Origin of the sequence: Nocardioides dokdonensis FR1436 (genome assembly GCF_001653335.1) — a bacterium.
Classification (GTDB): Bacteria; Actinomycetota; Actinomycetes; order Propionibacteriales; family Nocardioidaceae; genus Nocardioides; species Nocardioides dokdonensis.
Genome location: NZ_CP015079.1, coordinates 2,441,491 through 2,462,864, shown reverse-complemented (window position 1 = coordinate 2,462,864; position 21,374 = coordinate 2,441,491). Strand labels below are relative to the sequence as shown.

Genomic DNA, 21,374 nt, shown 5'->3' with positions numbered 1-21,374 from the left:
GGCGGTCAGAAGTGACTGCTCGAGGGTGCGAAAGTGACCGCTCGTGCGTCAGGCCTTGGCGTGCAGGGTGCGGGGGGCGCGGGCGTGCTCGGCGAGCATCTCGATGCCGCGGCGCAGCCCGCCGGCGAGGTCGTCGTTGGCGAAGTCCTGCTGCATGTGCAGCGCGGCGAGCTCGACCTGGTTGTCGCTGAGGGTACGACGCACGAAGGCGCCGGTGACGATCTCGAGGAGGCGCCGGGTCGGGTCGACCATGATCAGGATGCTGCGCGCCGGCGCGACGAGCGTGTTGTGCAGGCTCGTGGCGAACGCGCGCGGGTCGCCCTCGGCGTTGCCGACGAACACCGAGAACTCCATGCGGCACAGCTGCTCGGCGCGACGGATGGTCGCGTCGAGGGCCGCGTGGTCCGCGGAGGTGAAGGGGTCACCAGCGGGCACTGGAGCCACCTGCCTGCGACTCCTCGGTGTCGGGGCCGGCGAGCTCGCCGGTCTTGCGGCGGGGCCCACCGATCCACTGGTTGGCCACGGCCGGGGCGCCGGGCGCGACGCGCTCTCCGCGGGCCAGCGGCGGCCCGTAGATCATCGCGGCGAGCGCGAGCAGCCCGAGCAGCGGGAGCCCGACGATCAGCAGCAGCGCCATCAGCGGGTTGACGTCGGCCGGGTCGGACCAGCCCACGGGGACGTCGGCGGCCGCCGGAGCGGCACCGAGCAGGACGGTCGTGCCGGCGAGGCCGAGCGCGAGCAGCGCCACGCGGGCGCGACGGGCGAGGACGGCGAAGGCGGTGATCAGGGTGGTCACACCTGCGATCGTATCGGCTCCAGGCGCTGGCATCGAACCCTGTCCGGCCGAGGACTCCCCGACGTGACGGGGTCGACACGCTCAGGGTTCGGAGTAGGGCCAGGCACCTGTTTGACTGGCGAGCATGTTCTCCCTCGTTTCCGTGACCTCGCTGACCAAGGGCCGCTGCGAAGACACCGAGACGGTCTGCAACCTGGTCAAGGACTGGACCGGCAGCAACAAGCTCGCCAACATCGCCGACATCCTCATCGGCAAGCCGCTGGCGGTGCTGGGCCTCGTCCTCTTCGGCCTGGTGCTGCGCTGGCTGCTGCACCGGGTGGTGGACCGGGTCGTGGCGCGCGCCCAGGACGGCGTGCTGCCCGACCACGTCACCCGCTTCCGGCGCGGTGGCGCCGCCAAGGCCCAGGTGGCCCGCGACTCGCTCAACGCCACCCGCCGGGTCCAGCGCGCCAAGACGATGGGCAGCCTGCTCAAGAGCATCATCACCGGGCTGGTGCTGGCCATCGTCGGCACCATGGTGCTGAGCGAGGTCGGCGTGAACATCGCCCCGATCATCGCCAGCGCCGGCATCGTGGGCCTCGCCGTCGGCTTCGGCGCCCAGTCACTGGTCACCGACTTCCTGTCCGGCATCTTCATGATCTTCGAGGACCAGTACGGCGTCGGCGACGAGATCGACCTGGGGGAGGCCATCGGCACCGTGGAGGCCGTCAGCCTGCGCGTCACCCGGCTGCGCGACATCAACGGCACCGTCTGGTACGTCCGCAACGGCGAGATCGTGCGGGTGGGCAACATGAGCCAGAACTGGGCCCGCACCGTCCTCGACGTCTCCGTCTCCTACTCCGCGGACCTGGTCAAGGTCCGAAGGGTGCTCGAGGACGTCGCCCACGACCTGTGGGACGACGAGGACTTCAAGGGCAAGGTCATCGAGGAGCCCTCGGTCTGGGGCGTGCAGGACCTCGGCGCCGACGGCATCGCGGTGCGGGTGGCCCTCAAGACCGCCCCCGGCCTGCAGTGGGGCGTGGCGCGCGAGATGCGCCAGCGGATCAAGGCCCGCTTCGACATCGAGGGGATCGAGATCCCGTTCCCCCAGCGGGTGGTGTGGCACCGCGACGAGCGGGACGCGGCCGCCCCTGCTGCGCAGGACGACGAGATGATGGACCGATGAGCTTCTACGACGAGATCGGCGGCGAGGCGACGATCCGCGCTCTCGTGCACCGCTTCTACGAGGGGGTGGCCACCGACGAGGTGCTGCGCCCGATGTACCCCGAGGAGGACCTGGCGCCGGCCGAGGACCGGTTCGCGCTGTTCCTCATGCAGTACTGGGGCGGGCCCACGACCTACTCCGACCGGCGCGGTCACCCCCGGCTGCGGATGCGGCACGCACCGTTCGCGGTCAACCCGGAGGCGCGCGACCACTGGCTCACGCACTTCCGGGCCGCCCTGGAGGAGAGCGGGCTGACCGCGGAGCAGCGCGAGACGTTCAACGACTACGTCACCCACGCCGCGCAGTTCATGGTGAACACGCTCGACTGAGCGTCGCCCACGGCTCAGCCGGCCCGCTGCAGCATCGCGGCCAGCGGGTCGCGGTGCTCGGGTGCCGGCGGGCGCGAGCGCCCGGTGTCGGCGTCGACGAAGACCATCACCACCCGCGCCCGGGCCAGCAGCACGTCTCCGTCCAGGATCTCGGTCTCGATGACCGCCGACGTGGTGCCCACGTGGCTGACCCAGGACCAGGCGTCGTACGGCGCCTGGCGCTGCAGGATCGGCACCCGGTAGTCGACGTCGGTGCGGGCGACCACCATGCTCCCCGCGCTCGCCTCCCTCGGGTCCGGCCACAGCCGGGCCATCAGCGAGATCCGGGCCTCCTGGATGTACTCGAAGTACACGACGTTGTTGACGTGGCCGTAGATGTCGACGTCGCTGAACCGCACGTGCACCGGGTAGTGCCCGAGCTCCTCGTGGTGCGGCGCGCTGCGCGCCGGCCGGGGCGACGGCGTCTCGGTGCCCAGGTACGCCTCGAGCACCAGGCGCTCCTCGGCGGAGACGCGGCGCGGGCGCTCGTGGGTGAAGACGTACGGCGTGAGCACGGTGCTGGCGCGCAGGTAGACCGTGCGGCTGCCGTCCTCGTGCTCGTCGAAGACCTCGTAGCCCATCGTGAAGCTGGCGGCCCGGATCTCCACGACCCAGCACTCGATGCTCACCGGGGCGAAGCGGAAGACCAGCGGCGCGAGGTAGGAGACCTCGTGGCGCACCACGACGAGGCCCTCGACCAGTCCTTCGGCGGAGGCCTCGCCACGGTGGTGGCGCAGCATGTCGACCCGCGCCTCCTGCAGGTAGTCGACGTAGACCACGTTGTTCACGTGGCCGAGGAGGTCGAGGTCGGCCCAGCGCAGTGGGCACTCGTAGCGATGTCGCACGCCCGCGATGGTGTCAGACGTCGCGCTCGCCGCAGCGTCAGTGCGACAGGGCGAGACCGCGGTAGTAGGCGGGGATGGTGAGCGCGGCGGCCCGGCGCCGGCGCCGGTGGGCGGCCACGGCGGTGGTCGCCAGGCCGGCGACCAGCAGGGCGGCGAGCCCGGCGGCGACCGCGGTGAGGACGAGCAGGACGAGGACGGCGGTGGTCAGGTTGACCATGGGACTCTCCTTCTACATTTGTAGAACTTCGGTGCTGCCGACAGTACGCTCGCCACGTCCAGGACCCCAGCCCCAGGAGAGCGATGTCCGTCACTCCCCCGCGCCCCGCCGGCGGACGCCGCGCCGAGCTGCTCGGCGCCGCCCGGACCGTGGCTGCCCGGGAGGGCCTGCGGGGACTGACCCACCGTGCGGTCGACCGCGAGGCCGGGCTGCCCCTCGGCACCTGCTCGGCCTACCTGCGCACCAGCCACGCGTTGCGCACGGCGCTCGCCGAGGAGGTGGTGGCCGAGCTGACCGCCGACGTCGAGGACCTGGCCCGGGCGCTGGGCGAGCCCGTCCCCACCCGGGCCGAGGCCGTCGCCATGGTGCACGAGCTGTTCGGGCGCTGGCTGCGCGAGCGCACGGTGTACCTCGTCTCGCTGGAGCTGGGGCTCGCCGCTGCGCGCGACCCGGCGCTCGCCGACCTCCTGGCGCAGTGGCGGATCCCGCTGGTCGAGACCGTGGAGCAGGTCGTACGCCGCCTGGATCCGGGCGCTGCTCCCCCGGGCCCCGACGCGGCCATGTCCGTGGCAGAGATGCTGGTCGCCGCCCTCGACGGCGTCCTGGCGGCCGCCCTGGCCCGCCCCGAGGCCGAGCGGGACCGGGCCCTGACCAGCTGGCTGGGGCTGCTGCTCGACGCGGTGGTCCCCAGGCCGCCCACCCACCGGCTGGACTAGGCTGCAGCCGACTCATCGTTCCCCACCAGAGAGCCGGTTCCCATCCATGCCTGAGGCAGTCATCGTCTCCACCGCCCGTTCGCCCATCGGGCGGGCCAACAAGGGTTCGCTCAAGGACCTGCGCCCCGACGACCTGAGCGCGACCATCATCAAGGCCGCCCTGGACAAGATCCCCGCGCTCGACCCGAACTCCGTCGACGACCACTACATGGGCGTCGGCCTGCCCGGTGGCGAGTCCGGCAACAACATGGCCCGCGTCGTCAACGTGCTCAACGGCATGGACGACGTGCCGGGCGCGACGATCACCCGCTACTGCTCGTCCTCGGTGCAGACCACGCGGATGGCCTTCCACGCCATCAAGGCCGGCGAGGGCGACATCTTCATCTCCTCGGGCGTCGAGACCGTGTCCCGCTTCTCCAAGGGCACCTCGGACCACTGGCCCGACACCCACAACCACCTCTTCGACGACGCCAAGGCGCGCACCGCCAAGACCGCCGAGGGCGGCCAGGGCTGGCACGACCCCCGCGAGGACGGCCTCCTGCCGGACGCCTACATCGCCATGGGCCAGACCGCCGAGAACGTCGCCAAGCTGCGCGGCCTGGACCGCAAGGAGCTCGACGAGTTCGCCGTCCGCAGCCAGAACCTGGCCGAGAAGGCGATCAACGACGGCTTCTGGGCCCGGGAGATCACCCCGATCACCCTGCCCGACGGCACCGTGGTCTCCGCCGACGACGGCCCGCGCGCCGGCGTCACCTACGACGGCCTCAAGGACCTCAAGCCGGTCTTCCGCCCCGACGGCGTCGTGACCGCCGGCAACTGCTGCGCCCTCAACGACGGTGCCGCCGCGGTCGTCATCATGAGCGACACCAAGGCCGCCGAGCTGGGCCTCACGCCCCTCGCGCGCATCGTCTCCACCGGTGTGAGCGGGCTGTCCCCCGAGATCATGGGCCTGGGCCCGGTCGAGGCGACCAAGAACGCCCTGAAGTACGCCGGCATGAGCATCGGTGACATCGACCTGGTCGAGATCAACGAGGCCTTCGCCGCGCAGGTCGTCCCGTCCTACCAGGACCTGGGCATCGACCTCGACCGCCTGAACGTCAACGGCGGCGCCATCGCCGTCGGGCACCCCTTCGGCATGACCGGCGCCCGCCTGCAGAACACCATGCTCAACAGCCTGGACTGGCACGACAAGAGCACCGGCCTGATCACCATGTGCGTCGGTGGCGGCCAGGGCATGGCGCTGATCCTCGAGCGTCTCTGACCCGATCGGCTCCCCGCAGCACCACGCACTCAGGACCCCCCGGCACCCGTGCCGGGGGGTCCGCTGCGCTGTGGGCGGGTCGGGGGCGGCGGGACCTCGGGGGGTGTTCAGGGCGGCGCGGGCCCGCACTAGGCTCTGCGCCGTGACAGGCACCCCCAGCTCCGCGTCCACGGCACCCGCCACCGCACCCGTCGAGGGTCGGTGGCTCGACGCGGACCAGCAGCGCGCCTGGCGGGCGCTCGTGCTGGGGTCGACGCTGCTCCTGGACCGCCTCGACGACGACCTGCGCCGCGAGTGCGACCTGTCTCTGACCGAGTACGAGATCCTGGTCCGGCTCTCCGAGCGGGACGGGACGCTGCGGATGGCCCAGCTGGCCGACGCCCTGGCCCACAGCCGCAGCCGGGTCACCCACACCGTGGCCCGGATGGAGCGGGCCGGCCTGGTGGAGCGCCGCACCTCCCCCGACGACGGCCGCGGCATCGAGTGCCGGCTCACCGACCAGGGCCGCAGCACCCTCGAGCGCCTCGCGCCGCTGCACGTCAACGGGGTGCGCGACCACCTGGTCGACCTCGTCGACCCCGCTGACTTCGCCGCCATGGGTCGGGTGATGAACGCCGTCGCGGACGCCCTGGTCGGAGCCCACCCGGAGAGGGAGATCCGCTAGCTCCCCGGGTGGACCCGGGCCCGTCCCGGGCCGGTGCTGCCCAGCTGCGGGCCAGTCGCGGGTCAGTCGCGGGTCAGGCGACGGTGCGTGACCCGGTGCGGTCGCGCCGCCTCGGCGCCCAGCCGCTCGATCTTGTTCTCCTCGTAGGCCGCGTAGTTGCCCTCGAACCAGAACCACGAGGCGGGGTTCTCGTCCGTGCCCTCCCACGCCAGGATGTGGGTGGCCACCCGGTCCAGGAACCACCGGTCGTGCGAGGTGACCACGGCGCAGCCCGGGAAGTCGAGCAGCGCGTCCTCGAGCGAGGACAGCGTCTCGACGTCCAGGTCGTTGGTGGGCTCGTCGAGCAGCAGCATGTTGCCGCCCATCTTGAGGGTCAGCGCGAGGTTGAGGCGGTTGCGCTCACCTCCGGAGAGCACCCCGGCCTTCTTCTGCTGGTCCGGGCCCTTGAAGCCGAACGAGGCGACGTAGGCACGCGAGTTCATCTCGAAGTTCGCGACCTTGATGAAGTCGAGCCCGTCCGAGACGACCTCCCAGACGTTCTTGTTCGGGTCGATGCCGCCCCGGCTCTGGTCGACGTAGGAGATCTTCACCGTCTGCCCGACCTTGAGCTCGCCCTCGTCGGGCTGCTCCTGACCGGTGATCATCCGGAACAGCGTGGTCTTGCCGACGCCGTTGGGGCCGATGACGCCCACGATGCCCGCCCGCGGCAGCGAGAAGTTCAGGTCGTCCATCAGGGTCCGGTCCTCGAAGCCCTTGGTCAGCCCGTTGGCCTCCAGCACCACGTCACCGAGACGCGGGCCCGCGGGGATGTTGATCTCCGAGGTGTCGATCTTGCGCATCCGGTCGGCCTCGGCCGCCATCTCCTCGTAGCGCGCGAGTCGGGACTTGCTCTTGGTCTGGCGGGCCTTGGCGTTGGAGCGCACCCACTCGAGCTCGCGCTCCAGGGCCTTGGCGCGCTTGGCGTCCTTCTGGCCCTCGATCTTGAGCCGGTCCTTCTTGGTCTCCAGGTACGTCGTGTAGTTGCCCTCGTAGGGGTGCGCCTGACCCCGGTCGAGCTCGAGGATCCAGGAGGCGACGTTGTCGAGGAAGTACCGGTCGTGGGTCACGGCCAGGACCGCACCGGGGTAGCTGGCCAGGTGGCCCTCGAGCCACTGGACCGACTCGGCGTCGAGGTGGTTGGTGGGCTCGTCGAGCAGGAGGAGGTCGGGCTGCTGGAGCAGCAGCTTGCACAGCGCCACGCGGCGCCGCTCGCCACCCGACAGGTGGTCGACGACGACGTCGGCCGGGGGGCAGCGCAGGGCGTCCATGGCCTGGTCGAGCCGGCTGTCGAGGTCCCACACGTTCGCGGCGTCGAGCTCGCTCTGCAGGTCACCCGCCTCGGTGGCGACCTTGTCCTGGTCGGCGTCGGGGTCGCCCATCATCATGTAGAGCTCGTCGAGGCGCGCCATCTTGGCCTTGGTCTCGGCCACGGCCTCCTCGACGTTCTCGAGCACCGTCTTGCCCTCGCTGAGCGGCGGCTCCTGCTGGAGCATGCCGACGGTCGCGCCGGGGTCGAGGATCGCGTCGCCGTTGTTGGCGTGGTCGAGCTGGGCCATGATCTTCAGCATCGACGACTTGCCGGTGCCGTTGGGGCCCACCACGCCGATCTTGGCGCCGTGCAGGAACGAGAGGGTGACGTTGTCGAGGACGACCTTGTCACCGTGGGCCTTGCGCACGTTGCGCAGAGTGAAAACATAATCCGCCATGGTCAGCGAGCCTAGTTGCTGAGCGGCGTCCTGGCTCGATCGGGGCCCTCCGTCACGGTCAGGCCGCGGCGTGGTCGGTGGTGGGACCGGTGGGCCGGTCGGCGGTGCGCGGGGTCCGGGTGAAGACCGTGGTGCCGCGGCTCAGGTCGTGGCCGACCAGGACGGCGTCGACCTCGACGGTGGTCACCTCCACCCCCGCCTGGTTGACCCAGACCCGGGGCAGCAGCCGGCCGTGGACCACGACCGGGTCCCCACGCCTCAGCGAGTCGGCGCAGGTGCTCGCGAGGGCCCGCCAGGCGTTGACGGTGTACCACTGGGTCACCCCGTCCACCCACTCCCCCGTCCCGCGGTGGTAGCGGCGCGGGGTGCTGGCCACCCGGAAGCTGGCCACCGGGTTCCCGGCCGCCTCGCGCACGGTCACGTCGCTGCCCAGCCAGCCCTGCAGCGTCACGGTCGTCTCGTTGAGCATGCGTCCTCCGCTCTCGCCCGGGTGCCGGGCCGTCGACCGGGGACGGCCGTCCCCGGATGAGCCCACCCTCTGACCGGGCCGGCGCGACCGCGGGCCGGCACGGGCCGGCGGTGCAGGACGCTGCGTCACCGGGTCGCTGTGGACGCGGAGCGGCCCGGAGCGACCTGGTGCCAGGTGCTAGGCCAGGGCCTTCGACAACCCGGCGCGAGCGCGGGTGTAGGCCGCGAGCTCGGCCTCCACGGGGCTGACGACGAGGTCGTGGGCGACGCTGTCGACCGCGGCGCGCAGCCGCGAGTCGGCGCTCCCGGCGCGCCGGGCCGCCGTCCCGGCCACCAGCCCACGGCAGACCAGGGCCAGCAGGATGCCCAGCCCCACCCCGCCGAGCAGCATCACCAGGGGCAGCGCGACGCCGCCGACCTTCGGGGTGCTGGCGAGGGTGCCGGACAGCCCGGCGGCCGCGGTCCAGGCCGCACCCACGAGCGCGGTGACGATCAGGACCCACTGCAGCACCCGGACGATCCCGGCCCACACCGGGATGCGCGCGACCTGGAGGTCCACGCCCCGCAGGGCCTCGTCGAGGCGGTCGCCGACCTCGGGCAGCCGGTCGACCGAGGCCCGGCGCACGGCGTCGGCCCAGGGCCGACCGAGCCCGCGGGTCGCCTCGTCGGTCAGCGCCCGGACCTCGGAGTCGACGCGGGCGCGCTGCACCGACGTGGTCTCGGGCACGGCCGCGTGCGTGCCACGCAGGGCCCGGGTGGAGGAGCCGAGGTCGAGCTGGAGCTTCTTCAGCGGGTCGGGACGCAGCCGGCTGGCCCACGAGACCAGGGGCCACCCGGTGGCCCGACCGGCGCGCAGGCGGGTGGAACGCTCGACGGCCTCCACGACGGTGGGGACCCCGGCGGCCTCCGCGAAGGCGTCCTGCATCGCACGCACCCGCTGGTCGGACAGTGCGCGGGTCGCGGCGTCGCCGCCGGCCTCCTGCAGGCGTCCCGCCACGGCGCGCACGTCGGCCTCGATCCGGGCGGCGGTCATCTTCTTGGCGCTGACCCGCGACTCGATCTCGCGACGCAGCGCGTCGATGCCGATGCCCTCCCGGGCGCTGACGGCGATCACCGGCACCTGCCCGAGACCGTCGGCCTGGAGCAGGCGGCGCACGTCGGCGACCATCGCCTCCCGGCCGTCCGGGGCCACCGTGTCGATGTGGTTCAGCACCACGACCATGACGCCCTCGTGGGTCTTCAAGGGCGCGAGGTAGCGGTCGTGGATGGCCGCGTCGGCGTACTTCTGGGGGTCGAGGACCCACACGAGCATGTCGGCGAGCGCCACGAGACGGTCGACCTCGAGGTGGTGCGAGACCTCGGTCGAGTCGTGGTCGGGCAGGTCGAGGAGCACGACGCCCTCGAGCGCCTGGGACTCCCGACGGGTGTCGAGCATCGAGTCGCGGGTGGTCTGGTGCCGCGGCGGGATGCCGAGCCAGTCCAGGAGCTCACCGGCACCGTCGCTGCCCCAGACGCACGCCGTGGCCCACGACGTGGTCGGGCGGCGTACGCCGACGGCGGAGAGCTCCAGGCCGGTCAGCGCGTTGAAGGTGGAGGACTTCCCGGAGCCGGTCGCGCCGGCGATCGCGACCACGGTGTGGGACGCGGAGAGCCGCAGGCGGCTGGTGGCGCGGTCGACGACGGACTCGGCGGCGTCGACGAGGTCGTCGTCGAGCCGTCCGCGCGCCGCGTCGACGGCGGTGGCCAGCCCCTCGATGCGAGCGCCGGTGTCGGTGCCACGGGTGACCAGCTTCTTGGCCCCGTCCAGCAAGGACGTCATGTTCTCCCACTCAGCGTGCGGTCAGTGCTGGAGGACACCCTAGGGTGCCCCGGGCGCCAGGTCGCGAGCAGGGCTCAGCCCTGCCGGGGCGCGGCCGCGAAGCGGACGTCGTCGACGCGGCGCGCCGCCTGCCGCAGCTGCTCCGCGGAGCCGGGCACGAGGCCGAGCCCGTCGACCAGGGACGTGTAGCGGGCGCGCTCGGTGTCGAAGAGGCCGGTGATGCGCTCCTCGAGCATCGTGCGGGCCCGGTCGGCGAGGCCGCGCACGGCCTGGTCGCCGAAGACCGCCTCCAGCAGCTTCTGGCCCAGGGCCGCCGATCCGCCCGCGATGCCCGCCTCGGCCCCGGTCAGGCCCGCGGTGTGGGTGAAGACCACGACCATCAGGGCCACCGAGAGGCCGTTGACCCCGAAGGCCAGGAAGCGTGCGGTCGAGCGCTTGTCGGCGCCCTCGGCCTTGACCATCTCGAGGACGTCGCCCTGCCAGTCGCGCACCGCGCGCTCGGCACGACGACGCAGGTCGCGCGAGGCGCGACCGATGTCGGGCCCGGCCTGCGCGAGCAGGCCCACCCCGGCCGCGTGCTGCTGCCAGGCGGCCTCGGCACGCTCGGCGGCCTGCTCGGCGTGCTCCAGGATCAGCAGCTCCAGCCCCGACTCGACGGCGACGGTGACCCGCTCGGCCTGCTGCGGCTTGCCCTTGACCGCGTTCACGACGCGGTCGCGCAGCCAGCCGACCCGGTTCTCGAGCGACTTCAGCAGCTCACCGGTGCCGACGAACTCCTGCCAGCGGGCCAGCACCTCCCCGCGCAGCAGGGTGCCGTCCGCGGTCGCCTTGACGGCATCGGCGGCGGCGCGCTCGTAGGCCCGCTCCGCCTCGTCGCGCAGGGTGGCGGCCGTCTCGAGCTGCACGGCCGCGGCATCGGCGACCGGGTGCACGTGGTGGGTGATGCTGCGGATCGCGCCGTCGAGGGTCTGCTTGACCACCGCGGCGCGGGCGCCGGCGTCGTGGGCCAGCGAGTCCAGCCAGCCGCGCACGTCCTGGACGTGCGCTGCCGGCAGCAGGCCCTGGGCGTCGACCGGGCCCTCGTGGACGACGAAGAGCGGGGAGTCCTTGAGACCGCGCGAGGCCAGCATCCGGGCCAGGTGGGTGGAGACGGTCTGCACCGCCTCGGGGGCGGTGCGGTCGAGGACCACCGCGACCGCGGTCGAGCGGTCGGCGGCCTGCTTGAGGAAGCCCCACGGCACCTGGTCGGCGTACCGCGCGGCGGAGGTGACGAAGAGCCACAGGTCGGCGGCGGCCAGCAGCTGGGCGGCCAGGGTGCGGTTGCGCTCCTCGACGGAGTCGACGTCGGGGGCGTCCAGGATGGCCAGTCCCTGGGGGACGGTCTCGGAGGCCACCAGCTGCAGGGCGTCCGGGTCGTTGGTGGTGTGCTCGACGCGGCGCAGGTCGGGCAGGAGCCGGTCCTGGCCGAACCAGTGGCCGTCGTCGGGGTGGTGCACCAGCACCGGCGAGCGGGTGGTGGGGCGCAGCACCCCGGGCTCGGTGACGCGGCGCCCGACGAGCGAGTTGACCAGGGTGGACTTGCCGGCGCCGGTCGAGCCGCCGACGACCGCGAGCAGCGGGGCGTCGATGGTCATCACGCGCGGGATGACGTAGTCCTCCAGCTGCGCGACCATCTCGTCGTGCGAGGCGCGCACCTCGTCGACGCCGGGCAGGTCCAGAGGGAGGGTGGCGCCCTGCAGCGCGCCGCGCAGGCGGACCAGCGCGGTGAGCATCTGGGCGTCCTCGGCTCCGCTGGGACTGGCGTCGGGGCGGGCTGTCATCGGGTTGGAACCACCTGTCCGGGAAAAGCGATGGAAGGACGAACGGCGCGGATGCGGGCGACGTAGTCCTGTCCTCGGAGTGCGAAGTCTGGCGGAGGGGTGCCGCGGAGGTAGCGGTGGTGCAGGAACCCGAGCTCGATCACGGCCTGCTGGTAGTCGATCATGGCCCGTTCACCGGCGGTGCCACCGAGCCGTCGGGCGTGGCTGCGGGCCCTCCGGCGGGCGCCGAGGTCGACGACCCAGCCGATGTCGGTGGCCGGCAGCAGCCCGCGCTGGGCCGCGTCGCCGAGGGCGGCGGCCAGCATCCGGCGCTCGGACCTGCGCGCCCACACCGCCAGCACCGCCGTGGCCACCAGCGCCGGAGCCATCAGCACGACGTAGACGACGACGAAGCCGCCGAAGCCGTAGATGGTCGACCCGTTCCAGAGCCCGTGCGCGAGCACGGCGAGGACGTAGCCGCCCAGCGGGGCGAGCACCCGCATCGCGGTGGAGCGGGAACCGACGGCCAAGCCGACCCCGATGCCGATGAACGTGGTGAAGAAGGGGTGGGCGAAGGGGCTGAAGAGGCAGCGCAGCACGAAGGTCGTGGTCAGGGCCTCGGTGCCGCCGGGGCCCATCCCGTCGGTCCCGTTGTAGGCCGCGGCGAGGTAGAGGATGTTCTCGACGAAGGCGAAGCCGATGCCGACCATGCCGGCGTAGACGATGCCGTCGAGGACGCCGTCGAGCTCGGCGCGGCGCCACCACAGCAGCAGGACCAGGAACGCGCCCTTGAAGAACTCCTCGGTCACCGGCGCGACGACCGCCAGGCTGGCCGCCTCGGTGACCCCGACGACGAGGCCGCCGACGCCCTGCACCAGCAGCGCGGCCGCCGTGGCCACGAAGCCGCCCCACAGCAGGCCCAGCAGGAGCAGGGAGCGTGGCTCGGGCTCGTAGCGGTCCAGCCACAGGTAGCAGGCGACCAGGGGGCCCACCGGCAGGGCTGCGAGCACGGTGGCCAGGACCAACGAGTCGGGCCCGCCCGACAACGCGATGACCAGCAGGATCGGCAACGCTCCCAGCACCACGAGCGCGGTGACCACGACCGTGAAGGCGACGTTGTCGCGACGCGTCGGCACCATGCGCGTGACCCTATCGGCAGGCGACCCGGCACGCCGTCCCGGCGCGACCACGCGACGTACCATGGCCGGATGAGCGAGCAGAGCGTCCCCGCGCCGACCGAGCCCAAGACCGAGTCGCACGACCCCGCCGTGCCGGAGGCGTACTCCACGTTCATGCGCTCGGGCTGGGGCGACCGCGAGCTCGACCTGCCCCGCCACCCCGTCGCCGACCTGGCCGCGCAGCGCCGGGCGCGCCTGAGCGAGGCCTTCCCCGGCGAGCGGCTGGTGCTGCCCGCCGGCACCTACAAGGTGCGCGCCAACGACACCGACTACCGGTTCCGCAGCGACACCGCCCACACCTACTTCACCGGCAACCTCACCTCCGACGCCGTGCTGGTGCTGACCGACGGCGAGGCCGTGCTCTACGCGCGCCCCCGCTCCTCGCGGGAGACCGACGAATTCTTCCGGGACCGCCAGTACGGCGAGCTGTGGGCCGGGCGCCGCCCCTCGGCGCACGAGCTCTCGTCCTCGCTCGGCATCGGGGTCCGCCACGTCGACCGGCTCGCCGACGACCTGTCCGGCGTCCAGCACAAGACCCGCGTGCACCGCGGGGTCTCCGCCCACGTCGACCGTCTCGTCAGCGCCGACGCGGCCCTCGACAGCGAGCTGGCGCGGGTCGTGTCCGAGATGCGCCTGGTCAAGGACGACTGGGAGGTCGGCGAGCTGCAGGCCGCCTGCGACGCCACCACGATGGGCTTCGAGGACTCCGTGTCGGACTGGGCCAACGTGCTCAAGTACGGCGAGCGCTGGATCGAGGGCACGTTCTTCCGCCGGGCCCGCGCGATGGGCAACGACATCGGCTACGACTCGATCGTCGGCGGCGGCAAGCACGCCACGACGCTGCACTGGATCGAGAACTCCGGTGCGATCACGCCCGGGGAGCTGGTGCTGCTCGACATGGGGGTGGAGGGTCACAACCTGTACACCGCCGACGTGACCCGCACGCTGCCCGTCGACGGCAGCTACACGGCGCTGCAGCGCGAGCTGTACGACCTCGTCCTCGCCTCCCAGGAGGCCGGCTTCCAGGCGGTGCGCCCCGGCACCCCCTTCGCCGACGTGCACGCCGCGTCGATGACGGTGCTGGCCCACGGCCTCGAGGGCATGGGTCTGCTGCCGGTGCCGGCCGAGCAGGCGCTCGACCCCGAGAGCAAGGTCTACGCCCGCTGGACGCTGCACGGCACCAGCCACATGCTCGGCATGGACGTGCACGACTGCGGCGCCGCGGCCCCCGAGTCCTACGCGAAGGGCACCCTGGCCGAGGGGATGGTGCTGACCGTCGAGCCGGGCCTGTACTTCCAGGAGGACGACCTGCTGGTCCCTGCGGAGCTGCGCGGCATCGGGATCCGCATCGAGGACGACCTCGTGGTCACCCGCGACGGCCACCGCAACCTCTCCGCGGCGCTGCCCCGCAGCGCCGACGACGTCGAGGCATGGATGGGCGCCCGGCTCTGACCCGCTCCCCCTGGGCGCTCCCTCCGAGGCCGGCTCAGCCCCCGGTGGCGGCCGGCAGGTCCAACCAGAACGTCGATCCCTCGCCCGAGCGCGACTCGACGCCGAGCAGCCCGCCGTCGCGCTCGGCGACGGCACGGGACAGGGAGAGACCGAGCCCGGTCCCCCGCACGCCCGGCTCGGCGAAGCGCACGAAGGGCTCGAAGACCTGGCTGAGCTGACGGGGGGTCAGCCCGGGCCCGGTGTCCTTGACGCTGATCCGGATCCGGGGCTCACCGGCCTCGCCCTGCGTCGGGGTGGCCGAGACGGTGACCCGGCCGCCGGCACGGTTGTGCGCCACCGCGTTGCCGACGAGGTTGGTCAGCACCTGGCGCACGCCCGCCGGCGTGCCCAGCACCGCGAGGTCCGCGGGCACCGACGCGGTCACGTCCACCTGCGCCGTGGCCGCCGGGGTGCGCACCCAGTGCACGACGTCCTGGACCGCCTCGGCGACCACCACCGGCTCGCGGGGCGCGTCCCCGAGGACCCGGGCGGTGCTCAGCAGCTCCTCCACGATCGCGAGCAGCTGCTCGCCGGCGCCGACGATGATCCCGGTGTCGCGGTGCACGCCGGCCACGAAGCGCGCCAGCTGCTCGGGATCGGTGACCCCGGCCAGGTCCTCGGCGTCGGACTGCAGCACCTCGGCGTAGCCGAGGATCGCGCTGATCGGGGTGCGCAGCTCGTGGCCGGTGGCGGCGAAGAACTGCTGCTGGACGGCGCTGGCCTGGTCGCCGCGCGCGATCGCGTCCGCCAGCGAGTGCCGGGTCGCGAGGACCTGGAGCCGGGACCGCAGGGCTGCCGCGAGCAGGGTGAGGTCGGCGATGTCGCCGTCCGGCCACGGACCGCCCGTCGCGCTCAGCAGCGAGATGCTGCCGAACATGACGCCATCGTTGACCTGGGAGGAGCTGACCAGGCTGCGGACCCCGCAGGCGAGCATCTCGCGGCGGTCCTGCGCCGCCTCCGGGGGCAGCAGCTCGACGTCGGTGATGACGACGACGCCCTCGCGGGTGCGCGGCGACATCCACGGCATGGTCAGCGCGGCCTCGGGCCCGGCGTCGCCGTCCGGCACCACCGACACGAGGCTCCCGGGGCTGACCCACTCGCGCAGCCACGCGCGCTGCCCCAGCTCGATCCACCCGTCCTTGCTCTCCGGCTCGTACGTCGTCAGCGCCACCGTCACGGCATCGACGCGCGGGTGCGGCAGGAACATGTCAGCGATGGCCTCGACCGCCTCCGCGCCACTGAGCGCGCCCTGCAGGATCGCCTGCGCGAGCCGCGTGGCCGCGGCCGTGGGCTGGGCCTCGTCCCCGAGGACCTGGAGGGGGCCGGGCTCAGTCACTGCTGCTCCTGTCGGGGTGCCTGGGGTGCACGACCAGTGTGGAAGGGGCGGGGAAGATGCCGCGGCTCTGGTCCACCCGGGCGACCGCGCCGGGCTCCAGGTCGTGCCGACCCGCCCAGGCGACCACTTCGAGAAGCTGTGCCAGGCCCAGGTTACGCCCCGGGCACGCGTGCGGCCCGGCACCGAACGGCAGCCAGGCCCCCGGTCTCATCGCGACACCCGTCCAGCGGCGCGGGCTGAAGACGCCGCGATCGGCCTCACCGTGCTCCGGCCCCGGGACGAGCTCGGCGCGACGCCCGAGGAGCAGCGGACTCACGAGGGTCACTGCCTGGGCCGGCAACCGGGTGCTGCCCAGCTCCACCGGCGCCGCGCTCACGCGCCCGGTCACCCACGTCGGCGGCGTGAGCCGCAGGGTCTCCCAGACGGCGGCGAGGGGTTCGGTCTCCCCCGCACGCAGGTCGGTGGCCACGCCGGGATGGGCCGCCAGCGCGACCAGCAGCCACGCCCCGGCCGCGATCGGCACCTGCGTGCCGGCGGCCAGGTAGGTCGCGATCCTGGCGGGGTGCTGCTCGCCGGCGTCCGTGAGCCGCTGCTCCAGACGTCGACGTGCCACGGACTCGCGGCGCCGTACGCGGGAGAACCGCGCGGGGTTGCGACGGTGGGCGATGACGGGGCCCAGGGCGTCGACCCACGACAGCACGAGGTCGGCGATCTCGTCGCGGGCCGTGGGGTCGAGGTCCGGCAGCGCCGCCGCGGCCGTGGAGCGCGCCACCGGGGCACGCAGCAGGTCCATCGCCTCGACGACGGTCCCCGGGTCGCCGCAGCGGCTCCGGAGCTCCTCGGCGACGACCCGGCGGCCTGCCGCCACAGCAGCGGGGCCCAACGCTGCGAAGGTCTCGTGCGGGGTGGGCGGGCCGGACGCGGCAGCACGGCCCGCGCCCCGGCGCACCGCACGGCGACTCACGTCGAGGGGGAAGTCGAAGCACGCGGTGTCGGTGAGCACGCGCCGGGAGTCGGCGGGGCTCGTGACCAGCCACGGCCCGGTCCGCCCCAGCGCGACCGGCTCGTCGGCACCCACCGCACGTAGAACGGCACCGAGACGCCCGGAAGGCGCCTCGGTGCCGAGACTGGGGAACGGACCCGTCATCCGGGTCCGCTCCTCGATGGTCGGGCCACCGTCAGCGGCCCGGACGCCATCCGTAGACGGCGCTGAGCTGGCGAGCGACACGGCGCTTCTGGATCAACTTGAGCATGGAATGTTCCTCCCTCGACGAGACCGACGTCCCCGGGCACCTACCCAGCGACGAGCCGACCAGACCCTCCCCGGCACGGCTGGGCTCATCCTAGGGACCGGGCCGACCCCACGACCAGCAATTCGTGCAGCCGGGAGGCGAGGCTCAGGTCCTGGTCGACAGCTCGTCGAGCAGGTCGACGAGCTGCTGCTTGCGGAACGGCTTGGGCAGGACGGCGTCCACACCCAGCTCGTGCAGCGCCGGACGCTTGTCCCCGGCCCAGGCGCTGACCACGACGATGCGCAGGTCCGGGGCGACCTCTGGATGGTCGCGGAGCCACCGGACGACCTCCTCGCCGGTCATCCGCGGCATCGAGAGGTCCAGCAGCATCACGTCGAACCGGTCCGCCGAGAGCGCCTCCACGGCGTGCTGGCCGTCCTCGGCCTCGACCGCCTCGTGTCCCAGGCGCGCGACCATCCGGACCATGATCTCGCGGATGTCCTCCTGGTCGTCGACCACCAGGAGCCGCAGCCGGCGTACGCCGCTCTGATCGGGAGGCGTGACGGCGGAAGAAGGTCCCGCCGAGTCGTCCACGCCCGCAGCGTAACCGGCTTTACCCGCCTCGGCGGCTTCCAGCCGGACGCCCCGGCGCACGGTCCGGCGACGCGTGCGCGCACAGCAGCACCCCGGCCCCGACCACCACGGTCACGCCGGACCCGAGCAGCACGCAGCAGCCGGAGATCGGGTGGGAGAGTCCGGTCCGTGGACCTCAGCCCGGTGGGAGCCGACTCCACCCCGGAGCATCGCGATGACCCGCTACGGCATACTGGCGTCCGGGTCGGCAGCATGCCGTCGAACTGCACCGGGGTCGTCCCTGTGCTTCCGACTGTGGCTTCCGGTCCCCCGCCCCCGTAGCTCAGCTGGATAGAGCAGCGGCCTTCTAATCCGCCGGTCGCAGGTTCGAGTCCTGCCGGGGGCGCTCCTGCTGCACCGCGTGGTCGGTCGGGCCTCAGGCCTGACCCATGCTGGGGATCGTGTCACCCGGGTGGGGGAAGTGCCTCCCCACGGGGGATACTTATCCTTTACCTGATGCGACCTCCGTCGCCGCCGGGCAGGACCGCCGGCAGCAGCGGTCGGTCAGAGGGGAACGACCTTGCCGGAGAAGTGGCAGCAGCATCCTGCGTGGGGCCAGGTGCCTCCGCTCGACCTGGGGACGGGCAAGGCCCGCATCCGCAGGCTCGTCGTCGTGTCGGCGCACCCCGACGACGAGAGCCTCGGCGTCGGCGGGCTGATCACGACCGCCCACCGCGCGGGGATCGACGTGTACGTCGTCCTGCTCACCGCCGGCGAGGCCTCGCACCCGCCCGGTCGGGAGATCAGTCGCCAGGCGCTGGCCACCGAGCGGCTCGCCGAGATGGAGGCCGCGGTCGCGCTGCTGGCTCCCGGCGCCCCGGTGGTGTTCCTCGGCGCGCCCGACGGCGGCGCCGCGGAGGTCGAGGACCAGATGGTGACCGCCCTGACGGACATCGTCGGCGACGGCAGCCACACCCTGCTGGTCGCACCGTGGCGCCACGACGGCCACCCCGACCACGACGCCGCCGGCCGGGCCGCGGCCGAGGTGGCGACCCTGACCGGCGCCCGCCTCGTCGAGTACCCCCTGGTCATGTGGCGCCTGCGCACCCCGGAGGAGGCGCCGTGGGACGAGATGGTGCGCGTCGACCTGCCCGAGGACGTGCTGGACACCAAGCTCGCAGCGATCCGCGCGCACGTCACCCAGGTGCGTGCCCTCTCCCCCGAGGACCCGCCGGCACTGAGCGGACCGATGCTGGCGCACTTCACCATCCCCGTGGAGCACCTGGTGGTGACCGCGGTCCCGGCCGGTCCGGACGGTGGCGGGCTCAGCGACGAGGACGACCTGCGTCAGACCGTGTGAGCGTCGATCTCGCCGAGCAGCCGGGCACGCACGTCGTCCGGGGCGAACGACGCGTGCACCGACGCCCGGGCCAGGTCGCGCACCCCGTCCTGGTCCAGGTCGAGCAGGTCCGCGGCGATGCCGTACTCGCGGTTGAGCGTGGTGCCGAACATGGGCGGGTCGTCCGAGTGCACCGTCACCGTCACGCCGGCGTCGCGGAACAGGCTCATCGGGTGCTCCGCGAGCGAGGCGACGGCACGGGTGGCCACGTTGGAGGACGGACAGACCTCCAGCGCGATCCCGGTGCTCGCCAGGTGGGCCAGCAGCTCGGGGTCCTGCGCCGCCGACGTGCCGTGCCCGATCCGCTCGGCCCCCAGCAGGTGCAGGGCGTCCCAGACCGTCTGCGGCCCGGTGGTCTCCCCCGCGTGCGGGACGCTGCGCAGGCCGGCTGACCGCGCGGCGTCGAAGTACGGCTGGAACTGCGGGCGCGGCACGCCCACCTCGGGACCGCCGAGACCGAAGCCGACCAGGGCGTCGGTGCGGTGCTCGAGGGCGTACTCCAGCGTCTTCTCGGCCGCCGGCAGCCCGGCCTCGCCGGGGATGTCGTAGATCCAGCGCAGGACCAGGCCGAAGTCCCGCTCGGCCGCGACCCGAGCGTCCTCGATCGCCTCCGAGTACGCCTCGATCGGCATCCCGACACCGTCCTCGTGCGGGCGCACCGAGGTGTACGGCGTGCACGTGAGCTCGGCGTAGCGCACCCGCTGCGACGTGGCCATCTCGCGAGCCACCTCGTAGGTCAGGTAGCGGATGTCCTCCGGGGTCCGGACCAGGTCGACCACGGCGAGGTAGACCTCGATGAAGTGGGCGAAGTCGCGGAACTCGAAGAACCGCTGCAGCTCCTCGAGATCGCTCGGCACGACGCCCGGGTGCCGGGTGGCGAGCTCGGAGACGATCTGCGGCGAGGCCGAGCCGACGTGGTGCACGTGCAGCTCGGCCTTGGGCAGGCCGGCGATGAAGGAGTCCAGTGCGTGAGGGTGCTCGGTGCTCATCGCACCGAACCTACTCACTCGACCCCGGCCACCAGCGCATCGGCGATCTCCTCGACCGAGCCGCCGTTGACGACCTCGCCGTCGAGCAGCACCGTCGGGGTGCCCTGCACGCCGGCGTCCTGGGCGGCCCGGGTGGCTTCCTCGACCCAGTCCATGCGGGCGCCGGACTCGATGCCGTCAGCGACGTCGCTCTCCTCGGCGCCGGCCTCGACGGCCAGGGCGACCAGGTCGGCGTCGGAGGGGAAGGGGCCGCTCTCGGAGGGCTGGTTCTCGAACAGCAGGTCGTGGAAGGCCTTGGCCGTCTCGGGGCCGGACTCCTCGAGCACGACCGCGAAGGCGTTCGTGGCGCGGGCGGAGTAGTCGCCGATGCGCGAGAGCAGGTTGAAGGGCCGGTACTCGACGGTCACCTTCCCCTCGTCGGCGAGCCGCGCCAGGTCGTCGGTGGAGACCTCCTCGAGGGCACCGCAGAACGGGCAGAGGAAGTCCTCGTAGACCACGATGTCGTGCGGTGCGTCCGCCGCGCCGATCGTCACGCCGTACTCGCCCTGACCTGCGGCCGGGGCAGCGACGTCGGAGCTGGTGTCGCGCGAGCGCTGGATCACGAACCCGACGCCGATGATGAGCACCATGGCGAGCACGACGCCGCCGATGGACAGCAGCCGGCGACGGCGCTCGGCACGCTCCTGCTCGGCACGGGCCTGCTGGGCGCGGGCGGTGCGGTCGGCCGCGTTGGACTTGTTGCTGCTCATCGTTCTCCCTCGGGGATGGGGTCGGTCAGGTCGAGCGGGAGCGGCGTACGCCGCTGGAAGAGGAGGTTGTCGAGGGCCAGGCGCGTGCGTGGCAGCGCGACGAGGTACGCCGAGGCCAGCAGCAGGCCGGCGTCCCGGGCGATCTCCCACGGGTACTGCGACGCGGCGTCCGGGTCGGCCCCGCCGCCGCCGAAGCAGCCGCAGTCGATGGTCATGCCCCGCGCCCACACCGACGCGATGGCGATGATGAACGCCGCGAACAGCACCGCGGAGACCACGGACGCGCCGCGGGTGAGCACGCCGAGGACCAGCGCGAGGCCGATGACCACCTCGAGCACGGGCAGCAGCTGGCCCACGGTGGGCACCACGACCTCGGGCAGCAGGTCGTAGGCCCGCACGGCCGCCACGGACTCGTGGGGGGCGGGCAGCTTGACCGCGCCCGCCGCTATCCAGACGCCGCCGGTGAGCAGGCGCGCGAGGAGGCCGATCCACTCCTTGACCGCGCTGCTCACGCCCTGAGGGTAG

The 21,374-nt window shown here is 73.0% G+C and carries 22 protein-coding genes and 1 tRNA gene; 8 read left to right on the top strand and 15 right to left on the bottom strand.

All coding sequences use genetic code 11. The features are described 5' to 3' along the window. Positions 1–48: 48 nt before the first annotated feature. Together I601_RS11685 and I601_RS11680 are read right to left on the bottom strand one after the other, a co-directional pair. Positions 49–435 (bottom strand): DUF5130 family protein, encoded by a 387-nt coding sequence (locus tag I601_RS11685; protein WP_068109770.1) that lies wholly within the window; start codon positions 433–435, stop codon positions 49–51. Then, positions 422–796, bottom strand: a complete 375-nt coding sequence (locus tag I601_RS11680) for a hypothetical protein (protein WP_068109767.1) — start codon at positions 794–796, stop codon at positions 422–424. The genes I601_RS11685 and I601_RS11680 overlap by 14 nt, the downstream gene beginning before the upstream one ends. A gap of 124 nt (positions 797–920) precedes the next feature. Between I601_RS11680 and I601_RS11675 the strand changes: the two genes are divergently transcribed. Next, complete coding sequence (locus I601_RS11675; RefSeq protein ID WP_084527514.1) at positions 921–1,961, top strand: mechanosensitive ion channel family protein; 1,041 nt, start codon at positions 921–923, stop codon at positions 1,959–1,961. After that, positions 1,958–2,329 (top strand): globin, encoded by a 372-nt coding sequence (locus I601_RS11670; RefSeq protein ID WP_068109763.1) that lies wholly within the window; start codon positions 1,958–1,960, stop codon positions 2,327–2,329. The genes I601_RS11675 and I601_RS11670 overlap by 4 nt, the downstream gene beginning before the upstream one ends. A gap of 14 nt (positions 2,330–2,343) precedes the next feature. Here the strand turns inward: I601_RS11670 and I601_RS11665 are convergent, their stop codons facing one another. Both I601_RS11665 and I601_RS11660 read right to left on the bottom strand, forming a co-directional pair. Further along, positions 2,344–3,213 carry an acyl-CoA thioesterase gene (locus tag I601_RS11665; protein ID WP_068109759.1) on the bottom strand — a complete coding sequence of 290 codons (870 nt, stop codon included), beginning with the start codon at positions 3,211–3,213 and terminating at the stop codon, positions 2,344–2,346. Between the two features lie 37 nt (positions 3,214–3,250). Further along, a complete protein-coding gene (locus I601_RS11660; protein ID WP_068109754.1) occupies positions 3,251–3,430 on the bottom strand; it encodes a hypothetical protein in 180 nt (59 codons plus the stop codon). Positions 3,431–3,513: 83 nt separating this feature from the next. Here I601_RS11660 and I601_RS11655 point away from each other — a divergent pair, with 83 nt between their 5' ends. The 3 genes from I601_RS11655 (at position 3,514) to I601_RS11645 (ending at position 6,071) form a co-directional block, all read left to right on the top strand. Then, the gene (locus I601_RS11655) at positions 3,514–4,146 is read left to right on the top strand and encodes a TetR/AcrR family transcriptional regulator (protein ID WP_068109751.1); all 633 of its coding nucleotides are present in this window, start codon (positions 3,514–3,516) and stop codon (positions 4,144–4,146) included. 46 nt (positions 4,147–4,192) lie between these two features. Continuing rightward, a complete protein-coding gene (locus tag I601_RS11650) occupies positions 4,193–5,407 on the top strand; it encodes an acetyl-CoA C-acetyltransferase (RefSeq protein WP_068109748.1) in 1,215 nt (404 codons plus the stop codon). Between the two features lie 142 nt (positions 5,408–5,549). After that, positions 5,550–6,071, top strand: coding sequence for a MarR family winged helix-turn-helix transcriptional regulator (locus tag I601_RS11645; RefSeq protein ID WP_068109745.1), 522 nt, complete (start codon positions 5,550–5,552; stop codon positions 6,069–6,071). A 62-nt stretch (positions 6,072–6,133) separates the two neighbouring features. Here I601_RS11645 and ettA read toward each other — a convergent pair whose 3' ends face one another. The 5 genes from ettA to I601_RS11620 form a co-directional block, all read right to left on the bottom strand. Next, positions 6,134–7,816 carry an energy-dependent translational throttle protein EttA gene (ettA, locus tag I601_RS11640; protein ID WP_068109742.1) on the bottom strand — a complete coding sequence of 561 codons (1,683 nt, stop codon included), beginning with the start codon at positions 7,814–7,816 and terminating at the stop codon, positions 6,134–6,136. Positions 7,817–7,874: 58 nt separating this feature from the next. Further along, the gene (locus tag I601_RS11635; RefSeq protein ID WP_068109739.1) at positions 7,875–8,285 is read right to left on the bottom strand and encodes a single-stranded DNA-binding protein; all 411 of its coding nucleotides are present in this window, start codon (positions 8,283–8,285) and stop codon (positions 7,875–7,877) included. Between the two features lie 177 nt (positions 8,286–8,462). After that, positions 8,463–10,103, bottom strand: coding sequence for a GTPase family protein (locus I601_RS11630; protein WP_068109736.1), 1,641 nt, complete (start codon positions 10,101–10,103; stop codon positions 8,463–8,465). A 74-nt stretch (positions 10,104–10,177) separates the two neighbouring features. Next, positions 10,178–11,923: a dynamin family protein gene (locus I601_RS11625; RefSeq protein ID WP_237089386.1), complete on the bottom strand. Its 1,746-nt coding sequence runs from the start codon at positions 11,921–11,923 to the stop codon at positions 10,178–10,180. Further along, entirely contained in the window at positions 11,920–13,041 is a 1,122-nt protein-coding gene (locus I601_RS11620) for a PrsW family intramembrane metalloprotease (RefSeq protein WP_068109730.1), read from the bottom strand. The genes I601_RS11625 and I601_RS11620 overlap by 4 nt, the downstream gene beginning before the upstream one ends. Positions 13,042–13,110: 69 nt before the next feature. Here I601_RS11620 and I601_RS11615 point away from each other — a divergent pair, with 69 nt between their 5' ends. Next, positions 13,111–14,532, top strand: coding sequence for an aminopeptidase P family protein (locus I601_RS11615; RefSeq protein WP_068109727.1), 1,422 nt, complete (start codon positions 13,111–13,113; stop codon positions 14,530–14,532). A gap of 34 nt (positions 14,533–14,566) precedes the next feature. On the opposite strand, the gene I601_RS11610 is transcribed toward I601_RS11615, so the two are convergent. The 3 genes from I601_RS11610 to I601_RS11600 form a co-directional block, all read right to left on the bottom strand. Further along, the gene (locus I601_RS11610) at positions 14,567–15,907 is read right to left on the bottom strand and encodes a sensor histidine kinase (RefSeq protein ID WP_068109724.1); all 1,341 of its coding nucleotides are present in this window, start codon (positions 15,905–15,907) and stop codon (positions 14,567–14,569) included. After that, positions 15,900–17,054 (bottom strand): cytochrome P450, encoded by a 1,155-nt coding sequence (locus tag I601_RS11605; protein ID WP_084527512.1) that lies wholly within the window; start codon positions 17,052–17,054, stop codon positions 15,900–15,902. Before I601_RS11605 ends, I601_RS11610 begins: the two co-directional genes overlap by 8 nt. Positions 17,055–17,304: 250 nt before the next feature. After that, positions 17,305–17,733 carry a response regulator gene (locus I601_RS11600; RefSeq protein WP_157520107.1) on the bottom strand — a complete coding sequence of 143 codons (429 nt, stop codon included), beginning with the start codon at positions 17,731–17,733 and terminating at the stop codon, positions 17,305–17,307. Between the two features lie 311 nt (positions 17,734–18,044). Between I601_RS11600 and I601_RS11595 the strand changes: the two genes are divergently transcribed. Then, positions 18,045–18,118 (top strand) — tRNA-Arg (locus tag I601_RS11595). A 174-nt stretch (positions 18,119–18,292) separates the two neighbouring features. Continuing rightward, positions 18,293–19,072, top strand: a complete 780-nt coding sequence (locus I601_RS11590; RefSeq protein WP_084527510.1) for a PIG-L deacetylase family protein — start codon at positions 18,293–18,295, stop codon at positions 19,070–19,072. Here I601_RS11590 and I601_RS11585 read toward each other — a convergent pair. The 3 genes from I601_RS11585 to I601_RS11575 are packed head-to-tail and all read right to left on the bottom strand — an operon-like array spanning position 19,060 to position 21,361. Continuing rightward, positions 19,060–20,100 (bottom strand): adenosine deaminase, encoded by a 1,041-nt coding sequence (locus tag I601_RS11585; RefSeq protein WP_068109714.1) that lies wholly within the window; start codon positions 20,098–20,100, stop codon positions 19,060–19,062. The genes I601_RS11590 and I601_RS11585 overlap by 13 nt on opposite strands. 14 nt (positions 20,101–20,114) lie before the next feature. Then, positions 20,115–20,849, bottom strand: a complete 735-nt coding sequence (locus I601_RS11580) for a DsbA family protein (protein ID WP_068109711.1) — start codon at positions 20,847–20,849, stop codon at positions 20,115–20,117. Further along, positions 20,846–21,361, bottom strand: a complete 516-nt coding sequence (locus I601_RS11575; protein WP_068109708.1) for a MauE/DoxX family redox-associated membrane protein — start codon at positions 21,359–21,361, stop codon at positions 20,846–20,848. Before I601_RS11575 ends, I601_RS11580 begins: the two co-directional genes overlap by 4 nt. Positions 21,362–21,374: the final 13 nt, after the last annotated feature.